The sequence below is a fragment of the Mycobacterium sp. M23085 genome, assembly GCF_045343915.1.
GTDB lineage: Bacteria > Actinomycetota > Actinomycetes > Mycobacteriales > Mycobacteriaceae > Mycobacterium.
The window spans coordinates 1,976,196-1,999,947 of the sequence record NZ_CP174280.1; the positions used below are offsets into that span (position 1 = coordinate 1,976,196).

23 protein-coding genes are annotated in these 23,752 nt (G+C 70.2%); 11 read left to right on the forward strand and 12 right to left on the reverse strand.

Annotation, left to right across the window (positions count from 1 at the left end; translation table 11 throughout):
- Positions 1 to 4 precede the first annotated feature (4 nt).
- The 4 genes from ACIUM1_RS08890 to ACIUM1_RS08905 form a co-directional block, all read right to left on the reverse strand.
- Positions 5 to 190, reverse strand: a complete 186-nt coding sequence (locus tag ACIUM1_RS08890; protein WP_406816817.1) for a rubredoxin — start codon at positions 188 to 190, stop codon at positions 5 to 7.
- Complete coding sequence (locus ACIUM1_RS08895) at positions 187 to 366, reverse strand: rubredoxin (RefSeq protein ID WP_406816818.1); 180 nt, start codon at positions 364 to 366, stop codon at positions 187 to 189. The genes ACIUM1_RS08890 and ACIUM1_RS08895 overlap by 4 nt, the downstream gene beginning before the upstream one ends.
- Complete coding sequence (locus tag ACIUM1_RS08900; protein ID WP_406816819.1) at positions 363 to 1,613, reverse strand: alkane 1-monooxygenase; 1,251 nt, start codon at positions 1,611 to 1,613, stop codon at positions 363 to 365. The genes ACIUM1_RS08895 and ACIUM1_RS08900 overlap by 4 nt, the downstream gene beginning before the upstream one ends.
- A 101-nt stretch (positions 1,614 to 1,714) precedes the next feature.
- Positions 1,715 to 3,232, reverse strand: coding sequence for an amino acid permease (locus ACIUM1_RS08905; protein WP_406816820.1), 1,518 nt, complete (start codon positions 3,230 to 3,232; stop codon positions 1,715 to 1,717).
- A 98-nt stretch (positions 3,233 to 3,330) separates the two neighbouring features.
- On the opposite strand from ACIUM1_RS08905, the gene ACIUM1_RS08910 reads away from it, so the two are divergent.
- Complete coding sequence (locus ACIUM1_RS08910; protein ID WP_406817602.1) at positions 3,331 to 4,740, forward strand: FAD-dependent oxidoreductase; 1,410 nt, start codon at positions 3,331 to 3,333, stop codon at positions 4,738 to 4,740.
- Between the two features lie 5 nt (positions 4,741 to 4,745).
- Here the strand turns inward: ACIUM1_RS08910 and manA are convergent, their stop codons facing one another.
- From manA to ACIUM1_RS08930, 4 genes are all read right to left on the reverse strand, one after another.
- Positions 4,746 to 5,972 (reverse strand): mannose-6-phosphate isomerase, class I, encoded by a 1,227-nt coding sequence (gene manA / locus ACIUM1_RS08915; protein WP_406816821.1) that lies wholly within the window; start codon positions 5,970 to 5,972, stop codon positions 4,746 to 4,748.
- Positions 5,973 to 5,980: 8 nt separating this feature from the next.
- A complete protein-coding gene (locus tag ACIUM1_RS08920; RefSeq protein WP_406816822.1) occupies positions 5,981 to 7,081 on the reverse strand; it encodes a TobH protein in 1,101 nt (366 codons plus the stop codon).
- Positions 7,078 to 8,478, reverse strand: a complete 1,401-nt coding sequence (locus tag ACIUM1_RS08925) for a phosphomannomutase/phosphoglucomutase (protein ID WP_406816823.1) — start codon at positions 8,476 to 8,478, stop codon at positions 7,078 to 7,080. The genes ACIUM1_RS08920 and ACIUM1_RS08925 overlap by 4 nt, the downstream gene beginning before the upstream one ends.
- Positions 8,479 to 8,577: 99 nt before the next feature.
- Positions 8,578 to 9,018 (reverse strand): DUF3499 domain-containing protein, encoded by a 441-nt coding sequence (locus tag ACIUM1_RS08930; RefSeq protein ID WP_406816824.1) that lies wholly within the window; start codon positions 9,016 to 9,018, stop codon positions 8,578 to 8,580.
- A 189-nt stretch (positions 9,019 to 9,207) separates the two neighbouring features.
- On the opposite strand from ACIUM1_RS08930, the gene ACIUM1_RS08935 reads away from it, so the two are divergent.
- The gene (locus tag ACIUM1_RS08935) at positions 9,208 to 9,630 is read left to right on the forward strand and encodes a metallopeptidase family protein (protein WP_406816825.1); all 423 of its coding nucleotides are present in this window, start codon (positions 9,208 to 9,210) and stop codon (positions 9,628 to 9,630) included.
- 54 nt (positions 9,631 to 9,684) lie between these two features.
- On the opposite strand, the gene ACIUM1_RS08940 is transcribed toward ACIUM1_RS08935, so the two are convergent.
- Positions 9,685 to 10,023 (reverse strand): WhiB family transcriptional regulator, encoded by a 339-nt coding sequence (locus ACIUM1_RS08940; RefSeq protein WP_406817603.1) that lies wholly within the window; start codon positions 10,021 to 10,023, stop codon positions 9,685 to 9,687.
- Positions 10,024 to 10,412: 389 nt separating this feature from the next.
- On the opposite strand from ACIUM1_RS08940, the gene cofD reads away from it, so the two are divergent.
- Genes cofD through ACIUM1_RS08960 form a run of 4 tightly spaced genes read left to right on the forward strand, consistent with a single transcriptional unit; the run spans position 10,413 to position 14,940 of the window.
- On the forward strand, positions 10,413 to 11,414 hold the full coding sequence (gene cofD, locus ACIUM1_RS08945; protein WP_406816826.1) for a 2-phospho-L-lactate transferase: 1,002 nt from the start codon (positions 10,413 to 10,415) through the stop codon (positions 11,412 to 11,414).
- Complete coding sequence (locus tag ACIUM1_RS08950; RefSeq protein ID WP_406816827.1) at positions 11,411 to 12,763, forward strand: coenzyme F420-0:L-glutamate ligase; 1,353 nt, start codon at positions 11,411 to 11,413, stop codon at positions 12,761 to 12,763. The genes cofD and ACIUM1_RS08950 overlap by 4 nt, the downstream gene beginning before the upstream one ends.
- A 30-nt stretch (positions 12,764 to 12,793) precedes the next feature.
- Positions 12,794 to 14,377, forward strand: a complete 1,584-nt coding sequence (locus tag ACIUM1_RS08955; RefSeq protein WP_406816828.1) for an Eco57I restriction-modification methylase domain-containing protein — start codon at positions 12,794 to 12,796, stop codon at positions 14,375 to 14,377.
- A complete protein-coding gene (locus ACIUM1_RS08960; RefSeq protein ID WP_406816829.1) occupies positions 14,374 to 14,940 on the forward strand; it encodes an NUDIX domain-containing protein in 567 nt (188 codons plus the stop codon). The genes ACIUM1_RS08955 and ACIUM1_RS08960 overlap by 4 nt, the downstream gene beginning before the upstream one ends.
- Here the strand turns inward: ACIUM1_RS08960 and ACIUM1_RS08965 are convergent.
- From ACIUM1_RS08965 to rfbD, 3 genes are read right to left on the reverse strand one after another with little or no spacing between them, the layout of a single operon-like run.
- The gene (locus ACIUM1_RS08965) at positions 14,922 to 16,001 is read right to left on the reverse strand and encodes a sugar phosphate nucleotidyltransferase (protein WP_406816830.1); all 1,080 of its coding nucleotides are present in this window, start codon (positions 15,999 to 16,001) and stop codon (positions 14,922 to 14,924) included. The genes ACIUM1_RS08960 and ACIUM1_RS08965 overlap by 19 nt on opposite strands.
- A 1-nt stretch (position 16,002) precedes the next feature.
- The gene (locus ACIUM1_RS08970) at positions 16,003 to 16,905 is read right to left on the reverse strand and encodes a glycosyltransferase family 2 protein (RefSeq protein WP_406816831.1); all 903 of its coding nucleotides are present in this window, start codon (positions 16,903 to 16,905) and stop codon (positions 16,003 to 16,005) included.
- Positions 16,898 to 17,803, reverse strand: a complete 906-nt coding sequence (rfbD, locus tag ACIUM1_RS08975; protein WP_406816832.1) for a dTDP-4-dehydrorhamnose reductase — start codon at positions 17,801 to 17,803, stop codon at positions 16,898 to 16,900. Before rfbD ends, ACIUM1_RS08970 begins: the two co-directional genes overlap by 8 nt.
- 98 nt (positions 17,804 to 17,901) lie before the next feature.
- Between rfbD and ACIUM1_RS08980 the strand changes: the two genes are divergently transcribed.
- From ACIUM1_RS08980 to ACIUM1_RS09000, 5 genes are all read left to right on the forward strand, one after another.
- On the forward strand, positions 17,902 to 19,374 hold the full coding sequence (locus ACIUM1_RS08980) for an LCP family protein (RefSeq protein WP_406816833.1): 1,473 nt from the start codon (positions 17,902 to 17,904) through the stop codon (positions 19,372 to 19,374).
- Positions 19,362 to 20,099: a TIGR03089 family protein gene (locus tag ACIUM1_RS08985; RefSeq protein WP_406816834.1), complete on the forward strand. Its 738-nt coding sequence runs from the start codon at positions 19,362 to 19,364 to the stop codon at positions 20,097 to 20,099. Before ACIUM1_RS08980 ends, ACIUM1_RS08985 begins: the two co-directional genes overlap by 13 nt.
- Before the next feature lie 96 nt (positions 20,100 to 20,195).
- The gene (locus tag ACIUM1_RS08990) at positions 20,196 to 20,477 is read left to right on the forward strand and encodes a DUF1490 family protein (protein WP_406816835.1); all 282 of its coding nucleotides are present in this window, start codon (positions 20,196 to 20,198) and stop codon (positions 20,475 to 20,477) included.
- 9 nt (positions 20,478 to 20,486) lie between these two features.
- Entirely contained in the window at positions 20,487 to 22,670 is a 2,184-nt protein-coding gene (gene ctpC / locus ACIUM1_RS08995) for a manganese-exporting P-type ATPase CtpC (RefSeq protein WP_406816836.1), read from the forward strand.
- 158 nt (positions 22,671 to 22,828) lie between these two features.
- Positions 22,829 to 23,752 (forward strand): class I SAM-dependent methyltransferase, encoded by a 924-nt coding sequence (locus ACIUM1_RS09000; protein ID WP_406816837.1) that lies wholly within the window; start codon positions 22,829 to 22,831, stop codon positions 23,750 to 23,752.

Here is a 23,752-nt window from a genome sequence, read left to right on the forward strand (position 1 = left end):
CGCGTCACGAACGGGCGATCTCCACCATCTCGAAGTCGGTCTTGGCCGCGCCGCAATCCGGGCAGCTCCAGTCCTCCGGGATGTCTTCCCAGCGGGTTCCGGGGGCGATGCCGTCTTCCGGCCAGCCCTTGGCTTCGTCGTACTCGAACCCGCACTGCACGCAGACGAATAGCTTGAAGTCGTCGCTCATCGGTTCGCTCCTTCTCGGATCTGGGTGAAATCGGCCTTCTCCAGCACCGCGCAGTCGGGGCAGCACCAGTCTTCGGGGATGTCGTCGAAGGGCGTGCCCGGCCGAAAGCCTTCCCGCGGTGCGCCTTTCGCTTCGTCGTAGGTGTAGTCGCAGCCGGGGCAGCGATAGGCGGTCATGCCGCGTCCGCCTGGGCGGCCCCGTAGCGCGCCAGCAGCTTCTCGCGCAGCCTGGGCTGCACATTGACCCGGGTGATGTCGCCGGCGTAGTGCGCCAGCACCCGGTGATCCATCACCTTGCGCCACAGCGGCGGGAAGTAGGTCAGCGAGATCATCGACGCGTAACCGCTCGGCAAGTTGGGCGCACCCGCCATGCTGCGCAGCGTCTGATAGCGACGGGTCGGGTTGGCGTGGTGGTCGCTGTGCCGCTGCAGGTGGTAGAGGAACAGGTTGGTCACCACGTGGTCGGAGTTCCAGCTGTGCACCGGCGTGCAGCGTTCGTAGCGGCCGTTGGCGTTCTTCTGCCGCAACAGCCCGTAGTGCTCGAGATAGTTGACCGACTCGAGCAGGTGGAACCCGAAGACCGCCTGGATGATCACAAACGGGATCAGCGCCGGGCCGAAGACCGCGATCAGCACCCCCCACAACACCACCGACATCAGCCAGGCGTTGAGCACGTCGTTGGACCAGTATGTCCTGGGGTCCCAGGGGCTCCTGCCCAGCCGGTGAATCCGTTGCGCCTCCAGCCGCAGCGACGAGCGCAGGCTGCCGAACACGCTGCGCGGCAAGAACTCCCAGAAGGTCTCGCCGAAGCGCGCCGACGCCGGATCCTCGGGGGTGGCCACCCGCACGTGGTGGCCGCGGTTGTGCTCGATGTAGAAGTGCCCATAGCAGGTCTGCGCCAGGGTGATCTTAGACAGCCAGCGCTCCAGCGAGTCCTTCTTGTGGCCCATTTCGTGAGCGGTGTTGATGCCGACGCCGCCCAGCACGCCGATCGACAGCGCCAGCCCGAGCTTGCCCGCCCAACTGAGTGCGCCGTCGAAGCCCAGCCAGCTCAGGTGGTCGGCGGTGAACAGGTAGGCGCCGAAGATGACGCTGAGGTATTGGAACGGGATGTAGACGTAGGTGCAGTAGCGGTAGTACTTGTCGTTCTCCAGCTGCTCCATCACCTCGTCGGGCGGGTTCTGCCCGTCTGGCCCGAAGCGCAGGTCGAGGATCGGCAGCAGCACCCAGAGCAGGATCGGCCCGATCCACAGCGGCACCTGCGCGGCGCCGTGCCAGCCCAGCCGGTTCAGTCCCCAGATGAGCGGCAGCATCACGAACAACGCCGTCGGGGCGATCAGCCCCATCAGCCATAGCCGGCGTTTTTTGTCCCGCCAGACCAGCGGCTGGGATTCCTGGCTCAGTCGCGGTTCGAATGTGGTCATCTGCCAAACCTCCTTGTGAGTCACACCACGTTGAGGTTGGACAATACCGATGTCTACGTCTCCTGTCTAGACAAAAGACGCCGATTTGTAAACGACGGCGATTAGGGCACCGGGCTGTGCGGGTCGGCCGCGAGCGAATCGCTGCGTTCGGTCTCGCCCTCCGCACGCCGGCCCTGCACCGAGTGCCAGTAGCCGTAGCCGGCGTAGATCGCGGCGCCGACCACCAACCACACCCCGAACCGCACCCAGGTGAGCGCGGTGAGATTCAGCATCAGCCACAGGCACGCGGCGATCGAGGCGATCGGGAGCAGCGGCACCCACGGCGCCTTGAAACCCCGCTCCAGATCCGGCCGGGTCCGGCGCAAAACGATCACGCCGGCCGAGACCAGGACGAAGGCGAACAGGGTTCCGACGTTCACCATCTCCTCGAGCTTGGTGATGGGAAACACCGACGCGGTCACGGCAACCACCAGGGCGACCAGCACGGTGATGCGCACCGGGGTGCCGTGCGAGCCGGTCTTGGCCAGCGACCGCGGCAGCAGCCCATCGCGCGCCATCGCGAACAGGACCCGGCACTGGCCCAGCATCAGCACCATCACCACGGTGGTCAGTCCCGCCAGCGCGCCGATGGAGATGATCTTGCTCGCCCAGTGGATGCCGTTCGCGGTGAAGGCGGTGGCGAGGTTCGCCTGCCCGCGGCCCTGGACCGTCTTGAGCTGGGTGTAGGAGACCATGCCGGACAGCACGATGGCGACGGCGACGTAGAGCAGGGTGACGATGCCCAGCGACGCCAGGATCCCCCGCGGCACATCGCGCTGCGGATTCTTGGTCTCCTCGGCCATCGTGGCGACGATGTCGAACCCGATGAACGCGAAGAACACGATGGACGCCCCCGCCAACACGCCGTACCAGCCGTAGTGGCTGCTGTGCGCGCCGGTGAGCAACGACAGCACGGACTGGTCGATGCCCTTGGCCTCGCGGCCGGCTTCCGGCTTGGGGATGAACGGCGAGTAGTTGGCGCGCTTGATATAGAAGACGCCCACCACCACGACGAAGATCACCACCGACACCTTGATCGCGGTGACCACCGCGGAGAACCTCGATGACAACTTGGTGCCCAACGCGATCAGGGTCGCCACGATCGCGACGATCACCAAGGCCCCCCAATCCACCTGGGCCGAGCCGAATTGCGCCGTGCCGCCGGCGAATCCGAACACGGTGCCCAGATAGCTCGACCAGCCCTTGGCCACCACGGCGGCGCCGATCGCCAGTTCCAGCACCAGGTTCCAGCCGATGATCCAGGCCAGGAACTCACCGAAGGTGGCATAGGAAAAGGTGTAGGCGCTACCGGCCACCGGCAGCATCGAGGCGAACTCGGCGTAGCACAGCGCCGCCAGCGCACAGGTGGCCGCCGCGATCACGAACGACACCCAGATGGCCGGGCCGGTGATGTCGCCGGTCGTCGACGCGGTGACCGTGAAGATGCCCGCGCCGATCACCACCGCTACCCCGAATACGACGAGGTCTCGCCAGGTCAGATCCTTACGCAGCTTGGTGTCCGGCTCGTCGGTGTCGGCGATTGATTGCTCGATCGACTTGGTCCGCCATCGATTGGCCATGCATTGCCCTTTCCCACCGCTGGGAGCCGTTGGTCCGTCACAGTACTGGGTACTCTGCGCAAATGCCGGATAGCCCAGCAACGGCCAGGGACCATGCCGTGGTTATCGGGGGCAGCATCGCCGGTCTTTGCGCGGCGCGGGTGCTTTCGGAGTCGTATGCACGGGTGACGGTGTACGAGCGCGACGAGTTGCCGGGCGAACCGGCGAACCGCGCGACGGTGCCCCAGGACCGCCACCTGCACATGCTGATGGCGCGCGGGGCCATCGAATTCGAGGACCTTTTTCCCGGCCTGCTCGACGACATGGTGTCCGCCGGCGTGGTCAAGCTGCAGAACCGGCCCGACTGCATCCACCTGGGCGCCGCCGGCCACGTGCTGGGCACCGGGCAGACCCTGCGGGACGAATTCACCGCTTACGTGCCCAGCCGCCCGCACCTGGAATGGCAGCTGCGCAAACGGGTCCGCGACCTCGACAACGTCAGCGTGGCGCGCCGCTCGGTGGCCGAGCCGCGGTACGACCGCGCGCGACAACGGGTGACCGGCGTGCTGCTGGATCCTTCCGGCCCCGACGACGACGGCCCGGAGTTCGTGGCGGCGGACCTGGTCGTCGACGCGGCGGGCCGCGGCACCCGGCTGCCGGTGTGGTTGACGGATTGGGGGTTCGAGCGCCCGGTCGAACAGGTGCTGGACATCGGCATCCACTACGCCACCCAGCGGTTTGCCATCCCCGACGGGCTGATCGCGGAGAAGGTGGTGGTCGCCGGCGCCTCCCACGACCAGTCCCTGGGACTGGGCATGCTGTGCTACGAGGACGGCGCCTGGGTGCTGACCACGTTCGGTGTGGCAAACGCCAAACCGCCGAAAACCTTCCCCGAGATGCTGGAGCTGGCGACCCGGTTGCTCCCGCCCCACTTCAACGCCGCGCTGACGCGCGCCGAGCCGCTGGGCGATCCGGCGTTTCATGCCTTCCCGGCCAGCAAGTGGCGCCGCTACGACAAGCTGCACCGACTGCCGGCCGGCATCATCGCGTTCGGCGACGCGGTGGCCAGCTTCAATCCCACCTACGGGCAGGGCATGACGATGACCTCGCTGCAGGCCGGGCACCTACGCCGGGCGCTGCGACTCCCCGACGATGAGGTCGCCGCGGAGCTGAACCGGGCCACCGCCAAGAGCACCTTCCCGGTGTGGATGATGAACGCGATCGGCGACGTCACGTTCCACCATGCCGGCGCCAACGGCCCGGTTCCCTGGTGGTGGCGGCCCTCGGGCGCGCTGTTCGACCAGTTCCTGGGCGCCGCCGAGACCGAACCCGTGCTGGCGGAGTGGTTCTTGCGGCGATTCTCGCTACTCGACAGCCTCTATATGGTTCCGCCGCCGCGCATCATCGGCCGCGCGATGGCGCACAACCTGCGGCTGTGGCTGGGCGAGCGGCGGGAAGCCACCAAACGGCGCGTGGCGATCGCAAGCGCGGCGGAGCCGGGCGAAGCGGGTCGCCACCATCGGGATTAGCCCCCTCACAACCCAACCGTCGCCCTGAACAGCTTGGTGGGTTCGTGCGCGACCAGCCGGATGGGGGCGTCGTCGGCCGCCACCCAGGCGGCCATCCCCCGCTTCAGCGTCAGCGACCCCGATTTGCCGTGCACCGTCGTGGATCCCTGGCTGCACAACAGGATCTGCGGACCGTCGTGGCTGCAGGTGGCGTCCACCTCATGGCCGACGTACTCGTCGTCGAGCTCGAGGCGCGCGACGGCGAACTCGTCGGTCGGGGTCTCGTAGATCAGGCCGAAGCCCTCGCGGCGGATGTGCGGGCGCAGCTGCTCCTCGGTGGTGGGCGCGAAGTCCAGCACCCGCAGCAGCTCGGGCACGTCGACGTGCTTGGGGGTCAGGCCGCCACGTAACACGTTGTCGGAGTTGGCCATCACTTCAACCGCGAAGCCACGCAGGTAGGTGTGCAGATTGCCGGCGGAGACGAAGATGGCCTCGCCCGGGGCCAGGCTGACGCGGTTCAGCAGCAACGCCGCCAGCACGCCGGCGTCACCGGGATAGCGCTCGCCGAGCTCGAGCACCGTCTTGGCCTCGGCGGCGAATTCGGTTGCACCCGAGCTCAAATACGCGATGGCGCCGTCCAGCACGGCCGTCACCAGCACGTCGATGTCGGGTTGCGGCGCGGTGATCCAGGTGGTGAACAGCGCGCGCAGCCCGTCGGCGTCGGACTGATCGTTCAGCAGGTCGATGTAGGGGTCGAGATCGGAGACGGCCAGGGCGCGCAGCAGCTGGACGGTGCGGGAGGCCTGCCGGAACCCGGCCAGCGCCTCGAACGGGTGCAGCGCGACCAGTAACTCGGGCTTGTGCGACGTGTCGCGATAGTTGCGCACCGGCGAGGTCAGTGGAATGCCGACCCGCTCCTCGCGCAGGTAGCCCTCGGCCGCCTGCGCGGCGCTCGGGTGGGCCTGCAGGGACAGCGGCTCGTCGGCGGCCAGCACCTTGACCAGGAACGGCAGCACGTCACCGAAGCGCGCCCGCGACACCGGACCGAGCTGTCCCTCCGGGTCGCGGACCAGCGCGTCCAGCAACGTGATCTCGCCGTTGTCGGTTTCCAGCCAGGCCGGATCGCCGGGGTGCGCCCCGAACCAGAGCTCGGCCTCCGGATGCGCTGCGGGCACCGGACGCTCAGTGAACTCGGCGATGGCGGTACGCGAACCCCAGGCATAGGTTCTCAAGGCCCCGCGAAGCAGTTCCACTGTTGTATCTATCCCCGTACCAGTCGCATATAAACCGCGGCCATCTCGAGCCGGACGGCCAATACTGCCAGTTGCTGCTCGGGGCTACCGGGGCCCCCCAGCGCCGGCGAGACGTCGTAGCCCGCCGAGCCGCCGGGCCCGTCGGGCACATCCTCGGCCGCGAGCAGGTACACGTTGTCCAGCCCGGCGGTCCGGGCGGCCACCGCCGCCTGCTCGGCGGCCAGGACCACCACCAGCACCCGCAACCGCTGCGGCAGCGGCCCGTCGATCTCCTCGTCGTGAAAGAGGGCGGCGTCGGGATCCTCGAAGCCGTCCGAGGCCGCCGCGTGCAGGGCGACCAGCGCGTCCGCCAGCCCGGTCGCCGGGGTCACCTGGTTCGCGACCCGCAGCAGCACCGAGCTGCCGTGCCGGGCCAGCACCAGTGTCGCGGCACCGTCGCCGGCCAGCGCCACCTGGCGCTCGGCGATCCGCGCGGCCAGCAGCTTGGCCGGATTGGTGAACAGCTCGCGGGTGGCGCTGTTGCGCAGCGCCTCGGCGTCCAGCTCGTCGGCGAGCACCGCCAGGTCGACGATGGGCCGCGGGTCCACGGCGTGCAGCACGGCCAGCCCGGCGGCCAGGTAGCGGCACAGGCCGAACTCGTCGGGAACCGACAGCCGGGGCGCCAGCACCGCGGCGCGCCCGGCGGTGGCGTCCCGCAGCGGGCCCTCATACGGCGCCGCCACCACCACCCGCGCGCCGCGGCGCAACGCGGTCGAGGCGGCGGCGGCCAGCGCCGGATCACCCGGGTCGCCGCCCGCGACGACCAGCACATCGAGCGGACCCACCCACGGCGGTGCCGCGTCGGCGAGAGTGAAGGGTTGCGACGCGATGCCACCCATGGTCGCGGCCAGCATCGCGCCGGCGGTCTCGGCGGTACCGCGCCCGGCCACCCAGATGACACTGCGCGGACGCTCCTCGGCGCGCAGCGGGTCCAGCGCGCCCTCGTCGACCGCGGCGGCGATCGCACGCACCTGGGCACCGGCCGACGACGCCGCCCGCAGCAGGCCGTCGCGATCGGCGGCCAGCAGGCCCTCGGTGTCCTCCAGATCGATCGCCCGGGTGGCGTTCACGGGGCGGCCTTCACGCCCGCCCCGGCGGCCGCGGTGATCTCCGCACTGATCTGGGCGACCACCGCGGCCACGTCCTCGGCGGTGCGCGCCTCCACGTTCAGCCGCAGCAACGGCTCGGTGTTGGAACTGCGCAGGTTGAACCAGCTGCCGTCGCCCAGATCGGCCGTCACCCCGTCCACGTGATCGAGGGAGTGGATCCGGGCGCCGAACGACTTCAGCACCGCCTCGGTGCAGTGGCCGGCGTCGGCCACCGTGAAGTTGATTTCGCCGGACGATTCATAGCGCTGGTAGTCCGCGGTCAACTCGGACAGCGGGCGGTGCTGCTCGCCGAGCGCGGCCAGCACGTACAGCGCCGCGAGCATCCCGGAGTCGGCGCCCCAGAAGTCGCGGAAGTAGTAGTGCGCCGAATGCTCCCCGCCGAAGATCGCGCCGGTGTCGGCCATCAGCGCCTTGATATAGGAGTGCCCCACCCGGGAGCGCAGCGGTGTGCCGCCGCGCTCGGTGACCAGCTCGGGCACCGCGCGCGAGGTGATCACGTTGTGGATGATCGTCGCGCCGATCTCCCGGCCCAGTTCGCGCGCGGCCACCAGGCTGGTCACCGTCGACGGCGACACCGGGTCGCCGCGTTCGTCGACCACGAAGCAGCGGTCGGCGTCACCGTCGAAGGCCAGCCCGATGTCGGCGCCGGTCTCGCGCACATAGGCCTGCAGGTCCAGCAGGTTGCCGGGATCCAGCGGGTTCGCCTCGTGATTGGGAAACGAACCGTCGAGCTCGAAGTACAACGGCTCCAACGTGATCGAGCCGATCGGGCCGAGCACCGCGGGCGTGGTCAGGCCGGCCATGCCGTTGCCGGCGTCGACGGCCACCCGCAGCGGCCGCAGCCCGGAGGTGTCCACCAGGGACCGCAGGAACTGCCCGTAGTCGGTCAGCACGTCGCGGTCGCTGACGGTTCCCGGTTCCCCGTCGTAGCCCTCGACGCCGGCGATCACCTCATCGGCGACGACGCGCAGGCCGGTGTCGGCGCCGACCGGTTTGGCCCCCGCCCGGCACAGTTTGATGCCGTTGTAGGCCGCCGGGTTGTGGCTCGCGGTGAACATGGCGCCCGGGCAGTCCAGCAGCCCCGAGGCGAAGTAGAGCTGATCGGTGGACGCCAGGCCGATGCGCACCACGTCCAGCCCCTGGCTGGTCACCCCGGCGGCGAACGCGGCGGCCAGCGCGGGCGAACTGTCGCGCATGTCGTGGCCGATCACGACCTGTAGGGCACCCTCGCCGCGCATCAGTCGGGCGAAGGCCGCACCGAGATCGGTGACCAGCGGCTGGTCGAGCTCTTCGCCGACCAACCCACGCACGTCGTAAGCCTTGACGACACGGTGGACAGTCGCGGCGGGCCGAGACATGCGGGACTCCTGACGACGTGAACTCTTGGCCGTCAGCCTATCGGGCCACGAAGAACTGGAGCCGCCGCGGTGCGTGAGGATTTCGCGCCGGGCCCGTCACTAGTCGCTGGGATCGGGCAACACGCGCAGGTGTCCGCGGCGCCGTCCGGACCGATGCTCGGGCGGTGCCAGCAGGCTGCTGCTGGGCGCGGTGGCCTGCGCTCCGCCATGGTGGATGTGCGCGTCGGCGAAGCCGTTCACCGGCGTCGCGGCGAGGTACGGGACTCCGCGTTCGCCGCCGCCCTCGCGCACCGCGTCGGCCAGGGCGACCAGGTCGTCCTCGTCGGGGTGGGTGGGCAGTGGGCCGGCGTGGCGTACCAGCTCCCACCCGCGGGGCGCGGTGATCCGGCCGGCATGGTTGACGCACAAATCCCAGGAATGCGGTTCCCGCGCGGTCGCCAACGGACCGACGACTGCCGTCGAGTCCGAATAGACGAACGTCAGGGTCGCCACGGCGTAGTGCGGGCACCCGGGCCGGCAACAGCGACGGGGAACGTTCACGAGCGAAAGGCTATCGTGCGCAAACGCCGCCGAAGCGCCGGACACGCGCAACTCCTGGGGCCTCGATGTGCAACCGTTACCATCGGGCGCGTGGGCGATTCGCGCAGTTCCCCGCGAAGAGATCGGTTTTCCGACGGTTCGGCTCCGCGGCGAACCGCTACCCATCGACTCTTCCGCAGGGGCCGCGATATGCGCGGACCGCTGTTGCCCCCGACCGTGCCGGCGTGGCGCAGCCGCGCCGAGCGGTTCGACATGGCGGTGCTGGAGGCCTACGAACCGATCGAGCGGAGCTGGCAGGACCGGCTGGCCGAGCTGGACGTGGCGGTGGATGAGATTCCGCGCATCTCGGCCAAAGATCCCGAGAGTGTGCAGTGGCCACCCGAGGTGATCGCCGATGGGCCGATCCCGCTGGCGCGGTTGATCCCGGCCGGCGTCGACATCCGCGGCAACTCCACGCGGGCGCGAATTGTGTTGTTCCGCAAGCCAATTGAGCGCAGGGCCAAAGACACCGTCGAGCTCGGCGACTTGCTGCACGAAATCCTGGTGGCCCAGGTCGCCATCTACCTCGACGTCGAGCCGTCGGTCATCGATCCGACGATCGACGACGAATAACTCTCATTGCGCGTCGAGTGCTGAACGCTCAGCGCGCGTTGCGATCAGCGTGCGTCAGATTATGCCGCGCTTGAGGCGGCGGCGCTCGCGTTCGGACAAACCGCCCCAGATACCGAAGCGCTCGTCGTGCTCGAGGGCGTACTCGAGGCACTCATGACGCACCTCGCACCCCAGGCAGATCTTCTTGGCCTCGCGGGTGGAACCACCCTTCTCCGGGAAGAAGGCCTCGGGGTCGGTCTGGGCGCACAGCGCCCGGTCCTGCCACTGGTCGGCGGCCGGCTCCGGCAGGGGCTCGGGCTCGAAACCGATTGGCGCATCAGGGACCACGGTCAGATGCGGCCGAGCGGGACGGTCCAGTGCCGGGTCGATGTCGGTATGCGGCGTGCTCGCCATGGCGCCTCGAAACGTTTCGTATGACATACGGTCGTCCGCCTCCTCAGCTTGATTGAGAGAGAGTGATTGGTTTCCCACTGTTCTGATGTACAGACAATTCGAACAAGTGATCGAATCTCGGTCTGCGACACCGGAGTCGGCCGGCCAACCGGGAAATGACACTGTTGTGATTAGACACGGGTTGATCTGCCGGGTCAAGCACTTCGGCGCATTTCCATACCATCTCGTGATCGAATTTCGGCGTTTCTGTTGTCTTGCGCCTTCGGCGTGTCGATCACACAACCCTCAACTTTCCCACGAGTTACCCACAACCGCTGGGGAACCGCAACTTTGAGGCACCCCAGACGGGCCCGCCACGGCACCGTTGCCGGGCAGTACTGTCGTGCAATGTGAAGGTCACCGTTCTGGTCGGTGGGGTTGGCGGCGCCCGCTTCCTGCTGGGGGTTCAACAGCTGTTCGGGCTCGGTCAATTTCAAACGCAACAGCGCCCGGACAGCGAGGCGGGCCGTCACGAGGTGTCGGCGATCGTCAACATTGGCGATGACGCCTGGATCCACGGACTGCGGGTCTGCCCCGATTTGGACACTTGCATGTACACCTTAGGTGGAGGTGTAGATCCGGAGCGAGGGTGGGGGCACCGCGACGAAACCTGGCACGCCAAAGAGGAATTGGCGCGCTACGGAGTGCAGCCGGACTGGTTCGGACTCGGCGACCGTGACATCGGCACCCACCTGGTCCGCACCCAGATGCTCAACGCCGGCTACCCCCTGTCGCAGATCACCACCGCGCTGTGCGACCGCTGGCAACCCGGCGCGCGGCTGCTGCCCGCCAGCGACGACCGGTGCGAGACCCATGTGGTGATAACCGATCCCGACGACGGCAGCCGCCGGGCCATCCACTTCCAGGAGTGGTGGGTGCGCTACCGGGCCCAGGTACCCACGCACAGCTTCGCCTTCGTCGGCGCCGAAAAGGCGGCCGCCACAACCGATGCCACGGCGGCCATCGCGGACGCCGACGTCATCTTGCTGGCGCCGTCGAACCCGGTGGTGAGCGTCGGCGCAATCCTCGCCGTCCCCGGCATTCGCGGGGCGTTGCGCGCGGCGCGCGCCCCGGTCGTCGGGTACTCGCCGATCATCGGCGGAAAGCCATTGCGCGGCATGGCCGATGCCTGCCTGTCGGTGATCGGGGTCGAGTCGACCGCCGAGGCGGTCGGCCGCCACTACGGCGCCCGCCGCGGCACCGGCATCCTGGACGGCTGGCTGGTGAGCGAGGAGGATCGCGCCGACATCGACGGCGTCGCGGTGCGTTCGGTGCCGCTCGTGATGGCCGACCCCAAGGCGACCGCCGAGATGGTCAGGGCCGGGCTGGAGCTGGCGGGGGTGTCCCCGTGACCGGCCCGCCCGGCGAGCACGGCACCGCAGCCGCGATCGAAATCCTGCCCGTCGCCGGGCTGCCCGAATTCCGGCCCGGCGACGATCTGGGTGCGGCCGTCACCGCGGCCGCACCGTGGCTGCGCGACGGCGACGTCGTGGTGGTCACCAGCAAGGCGGTGTCCAAATGCGAGGGCCGGCTGGTGCCGGCGCCGCGGGATCCCGAGGAGCGCGACCAACTGCGGCGCAAGCTGGTCGACGACGAAGCCGTCCGGGTGTTGGCCCGCAAGGGCCGGACGCTGATCACCGAGAACCGGATCGGCCTGGTACAGGCCGCCGCGGGCGTGGACGGATCCAACGTCGGGCGCGACGAACTGGCGCTGCTTCCGGTCGACCCGGACGGCAGCGCCGCGGCGCTGCGGGCCGGGCTGCGCGAGCGGCTCGGTGTCGAAGTCGCCGTGGTCATCACCGACACGATGGGCCGCGCCTGGCGCAACGGCCAGACCGACGCCGCCGTGGGCGCGGCGGGTCTGACTGTGCTGCACGGCTATTCGGGGGCCGTCGATCAGCACGGCAACGAGCTGCTGGTCACCGAGGTGGCGATCGCCGACGAGATCGCCGCGGCCGCCGATCTGGTCAAGGGCAAACTGACCGCGATGCCGGTGGCGGTGGTGCGCGGCCTGTCGGTGACCGACGACGGTTCGACCGCGCGGCGATTGTTGCGGCCCGGCACCGAGGACCTGTTCTGGCTCGGCACCGCCGAAGCCCTCGAGATGGGCCGCCGTGAGGCGCAGCTGCTGCGCCGGTCGGTGCGCCGGTTCAGCGCCGAGCCGGTGCCGGAGGATCTGCTGGAGGCCGCCGTCGCCGAGGCACTCACCGCGCCGGCCCCGCACCACACCCGCCCGGTGCGGTTCGTCTGGCTGCAGACGCCGGCCACCCGGACCCGGCTGCTGGACCGGATGAAGGACAAGTGGCGCGCCGACCTCGCCGGTGACGGCCGGCCCGCCGACTCCATCGACCGCCGGGTGGCGCGCGGCCAGATCCTCTATGACGCGCCCGAAGTCGTCATCCCGATCCTGGTGCCCGACGGCGCGCACTCCTATCCCGACGCCGCCCGCACCGACGCCGAGCACACCATGTTCACCGTCGCGGTCGGCGCGGCCGTGCAGGCCCTCCTGGTCGCGCTGGCCGTCCGCGGGCTGGGCAGCTGCTGGATCGGCTCGACGATCTTCGCCGCGGACCTGGTGCGCGCCGAGCTGGGGCTGCCCCCCGACTGGGAGCCGTTGGGCGCCGTCGCCATCGGTTATGCCGCCGAACCGGGCGGGCCCCGTGATCCGGCAGACCCCGGCGATCTGCTGATCCGCAAGTGATTCTGCTGATCCGCAAGTGATACTGAGCCCATGAATTTCGCGGGCAAGGCGGCGGCGTCGGCCGACAAGGCCCGCGGCGGCTACTACACCCCCGCCCCGGTGGCGCGCTTCCTCGCTGCGTGGGTCCGCGCGGCGGGACCCAAGATCGTCGAACCCTCGTGCGGCGACGGCGCGATCCTGCGCGAGCTGGCTCGCCTCAGCGACCAGGTGCGCGGCGTCGAGCTGATCGCCGACGAGGCGGCCAAGTCCCGCCGGTTCGCTCCGGTCGACGCCGAGAGCCTGTTCGCCTGGCTGGCCACCGCCGCGGCCGGCGGCTGGGACGGGGTCGCCGGCAATCCGCCCTACATCCGGTTCGGCAACTGGTCGGCGCAGCAGCGCGATCCGGCGCTGGACCTGATGCGGCGCGAGGGGCTGCGCCCCTCCCGGCTGACCAACGCCTGGGTGCCGTTCGTGGTGGCGAGCACGATGCTGGTGCGCGACGGCGGACGGGTGGGCCTGGTGCTGCCCGCCGAACTGTTGCAGGTCACCTACGCCGCGCAGCTGCGCGACTTTCTGCGCAGCCGATTCGCCGAGATCACCCTGCTGACCTTCGAGCGCCTGGTGTTCGACGGCATCCTGCAGGAGGTGGTGTTGTTCTGCGGTGTGGTCGGCGCCGGCCCCGCGCGCATCCGCACCGTCCACCTCGAGGACGCCGACGCGCTGGCCGACGCCGATCTGACCGTGCAGCACCATCCCTTTGGGCCCGCGCAGCTGCACGAGGACGAGAAGTGGACCGAGTATTTTCTGGAACCCGCCGCGATCCGGCGGCTGCGTACGCTCACGCGCTCGCCCGCCCTGACCCGGCTCGGGTCGGTCGCCGAGGTGGACGTCGGGATCGTGACCGGGCGCAATGCCTTCTTCACCTTCACCGACGCCCAGGTGGGCGAGCTCGGGTTGCGGCCGCACTGCGTCCCGCTGGTATCGCGCAGCGCCCAGCTGTCCGGGCTGGTATACGACACCGATTGCCGGGCAACCGATGTCGCCGCCGGGCAGCGCAGCTGGCTGCTCAACGCGCCGCACCAGCCGGCCGATCCCGCGTTGCGCGCGCACATACGTGCCGGCGAGGCGGCCGGGGTGCACCGCGGCTACAAATGCTCGATCCGCAAGCCGTGGTGGGGCACGCCGTCGCTGTGGGCGCCCGACCTGTTCCTGCTGCGCCAGATCCACCGGGCGCCGCGGCTGAGCGTCAACGCGGCCGCGGCCACCAGCACCGACACCGTGCATCGGGTGCGCCTCACCGCCGACGTCGACCCGCCCGCGCTGGCCGCGGTGTTCCACAACAGCGTGACGTTCGCCTTCGCCGAGATCATGGGGCGCAGTTACGGCGGGGGCGTTCTGGAGCTGGAGCCCCGCGAAGCCGAGCAGCTGCCCATTCCCCCGCCGGTGCACGCCGACGCCGGACTCGCCCGCGACGTGGACCTGCTGTTGAAGGCCAACGAGATCGACAAGGCGCTCGACGCCGTCGACCGCCGCGTGCTGATCGACGGCCTGGGACTGCCGGCCGAGGCGGTGGCGGACTGCCGCGCGGCCTGGGTGTCGCTGCGAGATCGGCGGAAACGGCGGCGATCGCGATGAGCGTTCGGGAGTCGGCGATCGCGCTGCTGTCGGACTGGGAACCGCCCGACCCGGCCCAGGATTCGTTGCGGCACGCCGTGCTGGCGTTCGCGCACGCCCGCAGCGACGCCTGCCGGCGCGAGTGCGTGCCCGGCCACGTCACCGCGTCGGCGCTGGTGCTCGACCACACCGGCGGTCAGGTGCTGCTGACCCTGCATCGCCGCCTGCGCCGGTGGGTGCAGCTGGGCGGCCATTGTGACGACGACGACGCCGACGTCGCCGCTGCCGCGCTGCGCGAGGCCACCGAGGAGTCCGGCATCGACGGGCTGAGCATGCAGCCCCGATTGGCCGCCGTGCACGTGCATCCGGTGACCTGCTCGCTGGGCGTGCCGACCCGTCACCTGGATCTGCAGTTCGTCGCGCACGCGCCGGCCGGCGCGCAGATCGCGATCAGCGACGAGTCGGAGGACCTGCGGTGGTGGCCCGCCGACGCCCTGCCCGGCGGGACCGACTACGCGCTGGCCTATCTGGTGGCCCAGGCCCTACGCCCGCGCACGAAGCCGGCTCACACGTCGGACGAGTAGCGGATGCCGCCGTCGGGAATCGACACGCCGGGCCACACCCGGGCGCCGCGCAGCAGCTCGCAGCGCGCCCCGATGTCGGCGCCGTCGCCGATCACGCCGTCGCGGATCAGCGCCCGCGGGCCGATGCGCACGCCGAAGCCGATGATCGAGCGCTCGATCACGCTGCCGGCCTCGACCTTGACGCCGTCGAAGATCACGGCGCCGTCCAGCCGGACGCCGGGGCCGATCTCGGCGCCCCGCCCGACCACCGTGCCGCCGATCAGCACCGCGCCCGGCGACACCGCCGCGCCGTCGTGCACCAACTGCTCGCCGCGGTGGCCGTGCAGCGCCGGCGACGGGGCGATGCCGCGCACCAGATCCGCTGAGCCGCGGACGAAGTCCTCCGGGGTGCCCATGTCGCGCCAGTAGCTGGCGTCGACGTAGCCGCAGACCTTCACGTCGGGATCGGACAGCAGCGCGGGGAACACCTCGCGTTCCACCGAGACCTCCCGGCCACGCGGAATGCGGTCGATCACCTGGCGCGAGAACACATAGGTGCCGGCGTTGATCTGGTCGGTCGGCGGATCCTGCGTCTTCTCCACAAAGGCGGTGACCCGGCCGTCGTCGTCGGTGGTCACGCAGCCGAACGCCCGCGGGTCGCCCACCCGCACCAGGTGCAGGGTGACGTCGGATTGCCGGGCGGCGTGGAAGTCGAGCATCTCGCCCAGGTCGGCCCCGGAGAGCACGTCGCCGTTGAACACCATCACGGTGTCGTGCCGCAGGTGTCCGGCGACGTTGGCGATGCCGCCGCCGGTGCCCAGCGGCCGCTCCTCGGTGACGTATTCGATCTGCAGGCCCAGCTTGGACCCGTCACCGAATTCCGCCTCGAACACCCCGGCCTGATACGACGTGCTGAGGATGACGTGCTCGATGCCGGCCGCGGCGACCCGCGACAGCAGATGCGTGAGGAACGGCAGCCCCGCGGTGGGCAGCATGGGCTTGGGCGCCGACAGCGTCAGCGGCCGCAGCCGGGTGCCCTTGCCCCCGACCAGGATCACCACATCGACGTCTGGAGTTGCCACCTCAGTGTCGCCCTTCTAGGAGTTTGCGCCGGCCGGACGCGCGCAGCGCGCTGCGCACCATCAGCCGGGAGCGCACCGCCAGCGAGGCGCGCAGGGTCCAGCGCAGCGGGGCGCGCAGCCAGCCGGAATGCCGGTCGGCCAGAAACATATACGTGCTCTTGTGGTGGGCGGCCAGGTGGTTGGCCGGATCCCCGCCGGTGGAGTGGCCCTTGTGGTGCAGCACCTCCGCCGACGGCACGTAGACGGACAGCCAGCCGGCCTTGCCCAGCCGGTCGCCCAGGTCGACGTCTTCCATGTACATGAAGTAGCGCTCGTCGAACCCGCCGATCTGGCCGAACGCGGAGCGGCGCACCAGCAGGCAGGACCCCGACAGCCAGCCGACCGGCCGCTCGCTGGGCTCCAGCCGTTCCTGGCGGTACGCCGCCGACCACGGGTTGTTCTTCCAGAACGGTCCGACGACCGCGTGCATGCCGCCGCGGATCAGGCTGGGCAGGTGTCGCGCCGACGGATACACCGAGCCGTCGGGGTCGCGGATCAGCGGGCCCAGCGCGCCGGCACGCGGCCAGCGCGAGGCGGCGTCCAGCAGGGCGTCGATGCTGCCCGGCCCCCACTGCACGTCCGGGTTGGCGACGATCACCCAGTCCCCATCCTCGTCCAGGCCGCGGTCCAGTCGGGCGACCGCGCGATTGACCGCGGTGCCGTAGCCGAGGTTGGCTCCGGTGCGGAACAGCCGCACGTTGGGATAGCGCTCGACGGCCGCCTCCGGGGTGCCGTCGGTGGAGCCGTTGTCGGCCAGCAGCACGCACACTTCTCGCTCCGTGGCCAGCGACAGCGAGGCAAGGAAGCGCTCCAGGTGCGGACCCGGTGAGTAGGTCACCGTCACGACCGGCAGGACGTCAGTCACGCGTAGAGGGTAACGGTCGATCGGCCGCGGCATCGCTATTGGCGGCGGTCAGCGCCGCGACAAGCGCAGGGCGCCAGGGCCGCAGGGGCCGCATCCCCGCCGCGACCGACTGGCCGCTGGACAGCGCGGAGTAGGCGGGCCGGGGCGCCGGGCGGGGGAAGTGGTCGGTGCTGACCGGTCGCACCCGCTCCGGGTCGGCGCCGCATTCCTCGAAGACGGCGCGGGCCTGTTCGAAGCGCGAGCAGGCGCCCTCGTTGGCGGCGTGCAGGATCGGACCGGGCACGCAATCGTCGACGATCTGCAGCAGCGCGGCGGCCAGATCGGCGACGTAGGTCGGTGAACCGGTCTGGTCGTCGACCACGTTCACCGGCCCGTCGCCGGCGGCCAACCGGCGCATGACGGCGACGAAGTCTTTCCCGGTGCCGCCGGTGTAGACCCATGCGGTGCGGACGACGACGGCCTCCGGCAACGCCGCGAGCACGGCCTGCTCCCCGGCGACCTTGCTGCGGGCATAGACACCCTGCGGCGCGGTTTGATCGGTGGGCTCGTACGGCCGGGGCGCCGCGCCGCCGAAGTCCCCGTTGAACACGTAGTCGGTGGAGACGTGGACGAGTTGCGCGCCGGCCCGCGCGCAGGCGCGGGCGATGTGCCCGGGCCCGGTTGCGTTGACCGCGAACGCGCCGGCCTCGTCGCTCTCGGCGCCGTCGACGTTGGTGTAGGCCGCGCAGTTGATCACCACGTCGCCGGGCCGCACAATCCGCTCGGCGGCCGCGGGGTCGGTGATGTCCCACTGCGACGACGTCAGCGCCGCCGCGTCACGGCCCTGACTTGCGGTTAGCGAGGTCAAATAGCCGCCCAGCTGCCCACCGGCTCCGGCGATCACGATCCTGCCCGACATGGTCCGAGTTTGGCATGGCCGGAAAAAGCGCGAGGAAGCGCGGGCCACGCCGCCGTCGGCTACCCGCGAAGCCCCTGTGTCGCAAGTAATGTAGTGGGATGCCTGTGCAACGTGTGGTTCGTGTGATTGCCACCGCGCTGACGCTCGCGGTCGTCGTCGGCACCGGGATCGCGTGGAGCAACGTCCGGTCCTTCGAAGACGGCATCTTTCACATGTCCGCGCCCTCGCTGGGCAAGGGCGGCGACGACGGCGCGATCGACATCCTGCTGGTCGGCCTCGACAGCCGCACCGACGCGCACGGCAACCCGTTGTCGCAGGAGGAACTGGACACGCTCAAGGCCGGCGACGAGGAAGCCACCAACACCGACACGATCATCCTGATCCGCATCCCCAACAACGGGAAGTCGGCCACCGCCATCTCCATCCCGCGCGACTCCTACGTCGCCGCGCCGGGCCTGGGCAAGACCAAGATCAACGGCGTCTACGGCCAGACCCGGGAGGCCAAGCGCGCCGCCCTGGTGAAGGCCGGCGCCTCCGCCAGCGAGGCGGCAGCCCAGGGCACCGAGGCCGGCCGCGAGGCGCTGATCAAAACCGTGGCCGACCTCACCGGCGTCACCGTCGACCACTACGCCGAGATCGGCCTGCTCGGCTTCGCGCTGATCACCGACGCCCTCGGCGGTGTCGACGTCTGCCTCAAAGAGCCGGTGTTCGAGCCACTGTCGGGCGCCGACTTCCCGGCCGGCCCGCAACGACTCAACGGCCCCGAGGCGCTCAGCTTCGTGCGCCAGCGCCACGAACTCCCCCGCGGAGACCTGGACCGGGTGGTGCGCCAGCAGGTGGTGATGGCCTCGCTGGCCCATCGGGTCATCTCCGGTAAGACGCTGTCCAGCCCCACCACGGTCAAGCGGCTGGAGGCCGCCGTGCAGCGCTCGGTGGTGATCTCCGCCGGTTGGGACGTGATGGATTTCGTGCAGCAGATGCAGAAGCTGGCCGGCGGCAACGTCGCCTTCGCCACCATTCCGGTGCTCGACGGCGCCGGCTGGAGCGACGACGGCATGCAGAGCGTGGTGCGCCTGGACCCGCACCAGGTCGCCGAGTGGGTCGCCGGCCTGCTGCACGACCAGGAGCAGGGCAAGACCGAGGAGATCGCCTACACGCCCGCGAAGACGACCGCCAGCGTCCTCAATGACACCGATATCAACGGCCTGGCCTCGGCCGTGTCGGACGTGTTGAGCGCCAAGGGCTTTGCCACCGGTACGGTGGGCAACAACGAGGGCGGGCACGTCAAGGCCAGCCAGGTGCGCGCCGCCAAGAGCGACGACCTGGGGGCCAAGGAGGTCTCCAAGGAATTGGGTGGGTTGCCGGTGGTCGCCGACACCTCGCTGGCGCCGGGTGCGGTGCGGGTGGTGCTGGCCAACGACTACAGCGGCCCGGGCTCGGGCCTGTCCGGCAGCGCGACGATCATGCCCGCCAAGGTGTCCACCGCCGGTGCGGTGGCGGCCGACCCCAACGTTCCCGCGCCGTCGCCGATCCTGACCGCCGGCTCCGACAAGCCGGAGTGCATCAACTGATCACGCTGAGCGGGGCGATCCTCGATCCGATGCTGCGGGCCGACCCGGTCGGCCCGCGCATCACCTACTACGACGATGCTGCCGGCGAGCGCATCGAACTGTCCGGGGTGACGCTGGCCAACTGGGCCGCCAAGACGGGCAACCTGTTGCGCGACGAGCTGGGCGCCGGGCCGGCCAGCCGGGTGGCGATCCTGTTGCCCGCGCACTGGCAGACGGCCGCGGTGCTGTTCGGGGTGTGGTGGATCGGCGCCGAGGCGGTGATGGCGGGCGGCGGCGACCCGGCCGATGTGGCCGCGGACATCGCCCTGTGCACGGCCGAGCGCCTCGACGAGGCCGACGCGGCGGTATCGGGCGGCGAGGTGGCGGTGCTGTCGCTGGACCCGTTCGGCCGCCCGGCACCCGACCTACCGATCGGCGTGACCGACTACGCCACCGCGGTGCGAGTGCACGGCGATCAGATCGTTCCCGAACCGAATCCCGGTCCGGCGCTGGACGGCCGGTCGGTCAACCAGGTGCTCGCCGATTGTGAAAGCTCGGCGGCCACAAGGGGTTTGACGTCGAGCGACCGGGTGCTGTCCAGCGCCTCGTGGTCGGGACCCGACGAGCTGGTGGACGGCCTGCTGGCGATCATGGGCGTCGGCGCCTCGCTGGTGCAGGTGGCCAACGCCGACCCCGCGGTGCTGCAGCGCCGGATCGAGACCGAGAAGGTCACCCGGGTGCTGTAACCGCCCGGGTCGTGACATATGTTGATATCGCTATGTGTACATGTTAATTTTGTGCGATCATAACGCTGACGCTGCGACGACGGGAAGGTGCGGGCTATGGCGGTGTACGGGCTCCTGGCGAAGGCGGCAAGCACGGTGGTCACCGGGCTGGTGGGTGTGACGGCCTACGAGGTGGTGCGCAAAGCCGTGGCCAAGGCGCCCCTGCACGAGACCGCGGTCAAGGGCGCCGAACTCGGACTGCGTGGCACCCGCAAGGCCGAGGAGGCCGCCGAGTCGGCGCGGCTGCGGCTCGCCGACGTGATGGCCGAGGCCCGCGAGCGCATCGGCGAGGAGGCGCCCACCCCCTCGATCGTCGACACCCACGACCACGAGCACTGACCGCCCGATATGGATCTCGCCCTAGTCCCCGACATTGCAGACGAGGCGCGGACCGAAGATCCTGCGCTGCACGTCATTTCGGATGCGGCCGGACGCATGCGGGTCGGCGTCGACTGGCTGCGCGCCAACTCCCGGCGCGCGGTGGCGGTCGAAGAGGCGGTCGCCAAGTGTGAGGGCGTGCGGGTGGTACACGCCTACCCACGCACCGGGTCGGTGGTGGTCTGGTATTCGCCCCGGCGCGCCGACCGGTCGGTGGTGCTGGCCGCCATCAGCGAGGCGGCACACGTCGCCGCGGAGTTGATCCCGGCCCGCGCGCCGCACTCCTCGGAGATCCGCAACGCCGACGTGCTGCGCATGGTCATCGGCGGTGCGGCGCTGGCCCTGCTCGGGGTGCGCCGCTACGTCTTCGGGCGGCCGCCGCTGTTGGGTCCCAGCGGCCGGTTGTTCGCCACCGGCGTCACCGTCTTCACCGGTTATCCGTTCCTGCGCGGCGCGCTGCGCTCGTTGCGCTCCGGCAGGGCCGGCACCGACGCGCTGGTCTCGGCGGCGACGGTGGCCAGCCTGGTGCTGCGGGAGAACGTCGTCGCGCTCACCGTGCTGTGGTTGCTCAACATCGGTGAATACCTTCAGGATCTGACGCTGCGCCGGACCCGGCGCGCCATCTCCGAACTGCTGCGCGGCAGCCAGGACACGGCCTGGATCCGCCTCGACGACGGCAACGAAGTCCAAGTCCCGATCGACACCGTGCAGATCGGCGACGAGGTGGTGATCCACGACCACGTCGCCATCCCGGTCGACGGCGAGGTCATCGACGGCGAGGCGATCGTCAATCAGTCGGCGATCACCGGGGAGAACCTGCCGGTGGCGGTGGTGATCGGCGCGCACGTGCACGCCGGTTCGGTGGTGGTGCGCGGCCGCCTGGTGGTGCGCGCCCGCGCCGTCGGCAACCAGACCACCATCGGCCGCATCATCACCCGGGTCGAGGAGGCCCAGCACGACCGGGCGCCGATCCAGACGGTCGGCGAAAACTTCTCTCGCCGTTTCGTTCCCACCTCGTTCATCGTCTCGGCCATCACGCTGGCACTCACCGGCGACGTCCGCCGGGCGATGACCATGTTGCTGATCGCCTGCCCGTGCGCGGTCGGCCTGGCCACCCCGACGGCGATCAGCGCGGCGATCGGTAACGGCGCCCGACGCGGCATCCTGATTAAGGGCGGTTCGCATCTCGAGCAGGCCGGCCGGGTGGACGCGATCGTGTTCGACAAGACCGGCACGCTCACCGTCGGACGCCCGGTCGTCACCAATATCATTGCGCTGCACAAAGATTGGCAACCCGAGCAGGTACTGGCGTATGCGGCCAGCTCGGAGATCCACTCCCGGCATCCGCTGGCCGAGGCGGTGATCCGGTCCACCGAGGAACGCCAGATCACCATCCCGCCGCACGAGGAATGCGAGGTCCTGGTGGGGCTGGGCATGCGGACCTGGGCCGACGGCCGAACCCTGCTGCTGGGCAGCCCCGGCCTGTTGCGCGCCGAAAAGGTGCGGGTGTCCAAGAAGGCGTCCGAGTGGGTGGACCGGCTGCGCCGCCAGGCCGAGACCCCGCTGCTGCTCGCCGTCGACGGCACACTGGTGGGATTGATCAGCCTGCGCGACGAGGTGCGCCCCGAGGCCTGCGACGTGCTGACGAAGTTGCGCGCCAACGGTATTCGCCGGATCGTCATGCTCACCGGTGATCACCCCGACATCGCCGAGGTGGTGGCCGGCGAGCTCGGCATCGACGAGTGGCGCGCCGAGGTGATGCCGGAGGACAAGCTCGCGGCGGTGCGCGACCTGCAGGACGAGGGCTACACCGTCGGCATGGTCGGCGACGGCATCAACGACGCGCCCGCCCTGGCCGCCGCCGACATCGGGATCGCGATGGGGCTGGCCGGAACCGACGTCGCCGTCGAGACGGCCGACGTGGCGCTGGCCAACGACGACCTGCATCGCCTGCTCGACGTGCGGGACCTGGGCGCCCGCGCGGTCGACGTCATCCAGCAGAACTACGGCATGTCCATCGCGGTCAACGCCGCCGGCCTGATCATCGGCGCCGGCGGCGCCCTGTCCCCGGTGCTGGCCGCCATCCTGCACAACGCGTCGTCGGTGGCGGTGGTGGCCAACAGCTCACGGCTGATCCGCTACCGGCTGTCCTGAAGAATCCCACCCCGTCACCGAGATTGCCGTGACGGCTGTGGATCCAGCCCCAACAACGGCCGTAGCGGCAATCTCGCCGACAAGACCAGCCACCTCACGGCTCGGCCCGCCGGGCCGGTCGTTATTGTGGCTAACCAGTAGACCCGAAGGGATTCGCGATGGCGCGCACCGACGACGACACCTGGGACCTGGCGACCAGCGTGGGAGCCACCGCCACCATGGTGGCCGCCGGGCGGGCCCGGGCCACCCGGGACGGGCTGATCGACGATCCGTTCGCCGAGCCGCTGGTACGCGCGGTCGGCGTCGACTTCATGACCCGGTGGGCCGCAGGCGAGCTCGACTCCGCCGACGTCGACGAGCCCGGCGCCCCGTGGGGCATGCAGCGCATGACCGACATGATGGGCGCCCGCACCCGCTACATCGACGCGTTCTTCACCGAGGCCGGCGCCCAGAAAGATCCAGCCATTCGCCAGGTGGTCATCCTGGCCTCCGGCCTGGACGCGCGCGCCTACCGACTGCCCTGGGCGCCGGGCACCATGGTGTTCGAGATCGACCAGCCGCAGGTACTGGAGTTCAAGGCCGCCACCATCGCCGAACTCGGCGCCCAGCCCACCGCCGAGGTGCGCGCCGTTGCGATCGACCTGCGCCACGACTGGCCGTCCGCGCTGCGCCAGGCCGGCTTCGACACCGGCCGGCCCGCCGCCTGGGCGGCCGAGGGACTGATCGGCTTCCTGCCGCCTGAGGCGCAGGATCGGTTGCTGGACAACATCACCGCCCTGTCCGCCGACGGCAGCCAGCTGGTGGCCGAGGTCTTCGCGAACACCGGGGTCAACGGCGACGCGCTGAATGCCGCCAGCGAGAAGTGGCGGCGCAACGGCCTGGACATCGCCCTGGGCGAACTGGGTTTCCCCGGCGAGCGCAACGACGTGGCGACCTATCTGCAACAGCGGGGCTGGCAGCCGGTCCGCACCCCGCTGAACCAGATGCTGGCCAACAACGGCCTGCCGCTGCAGTCGACCGAGCCCGACGCACCCTTCGCGCAGAACTACTACTGCACCGCGGTGCTGAACAAGGCAGGCTGA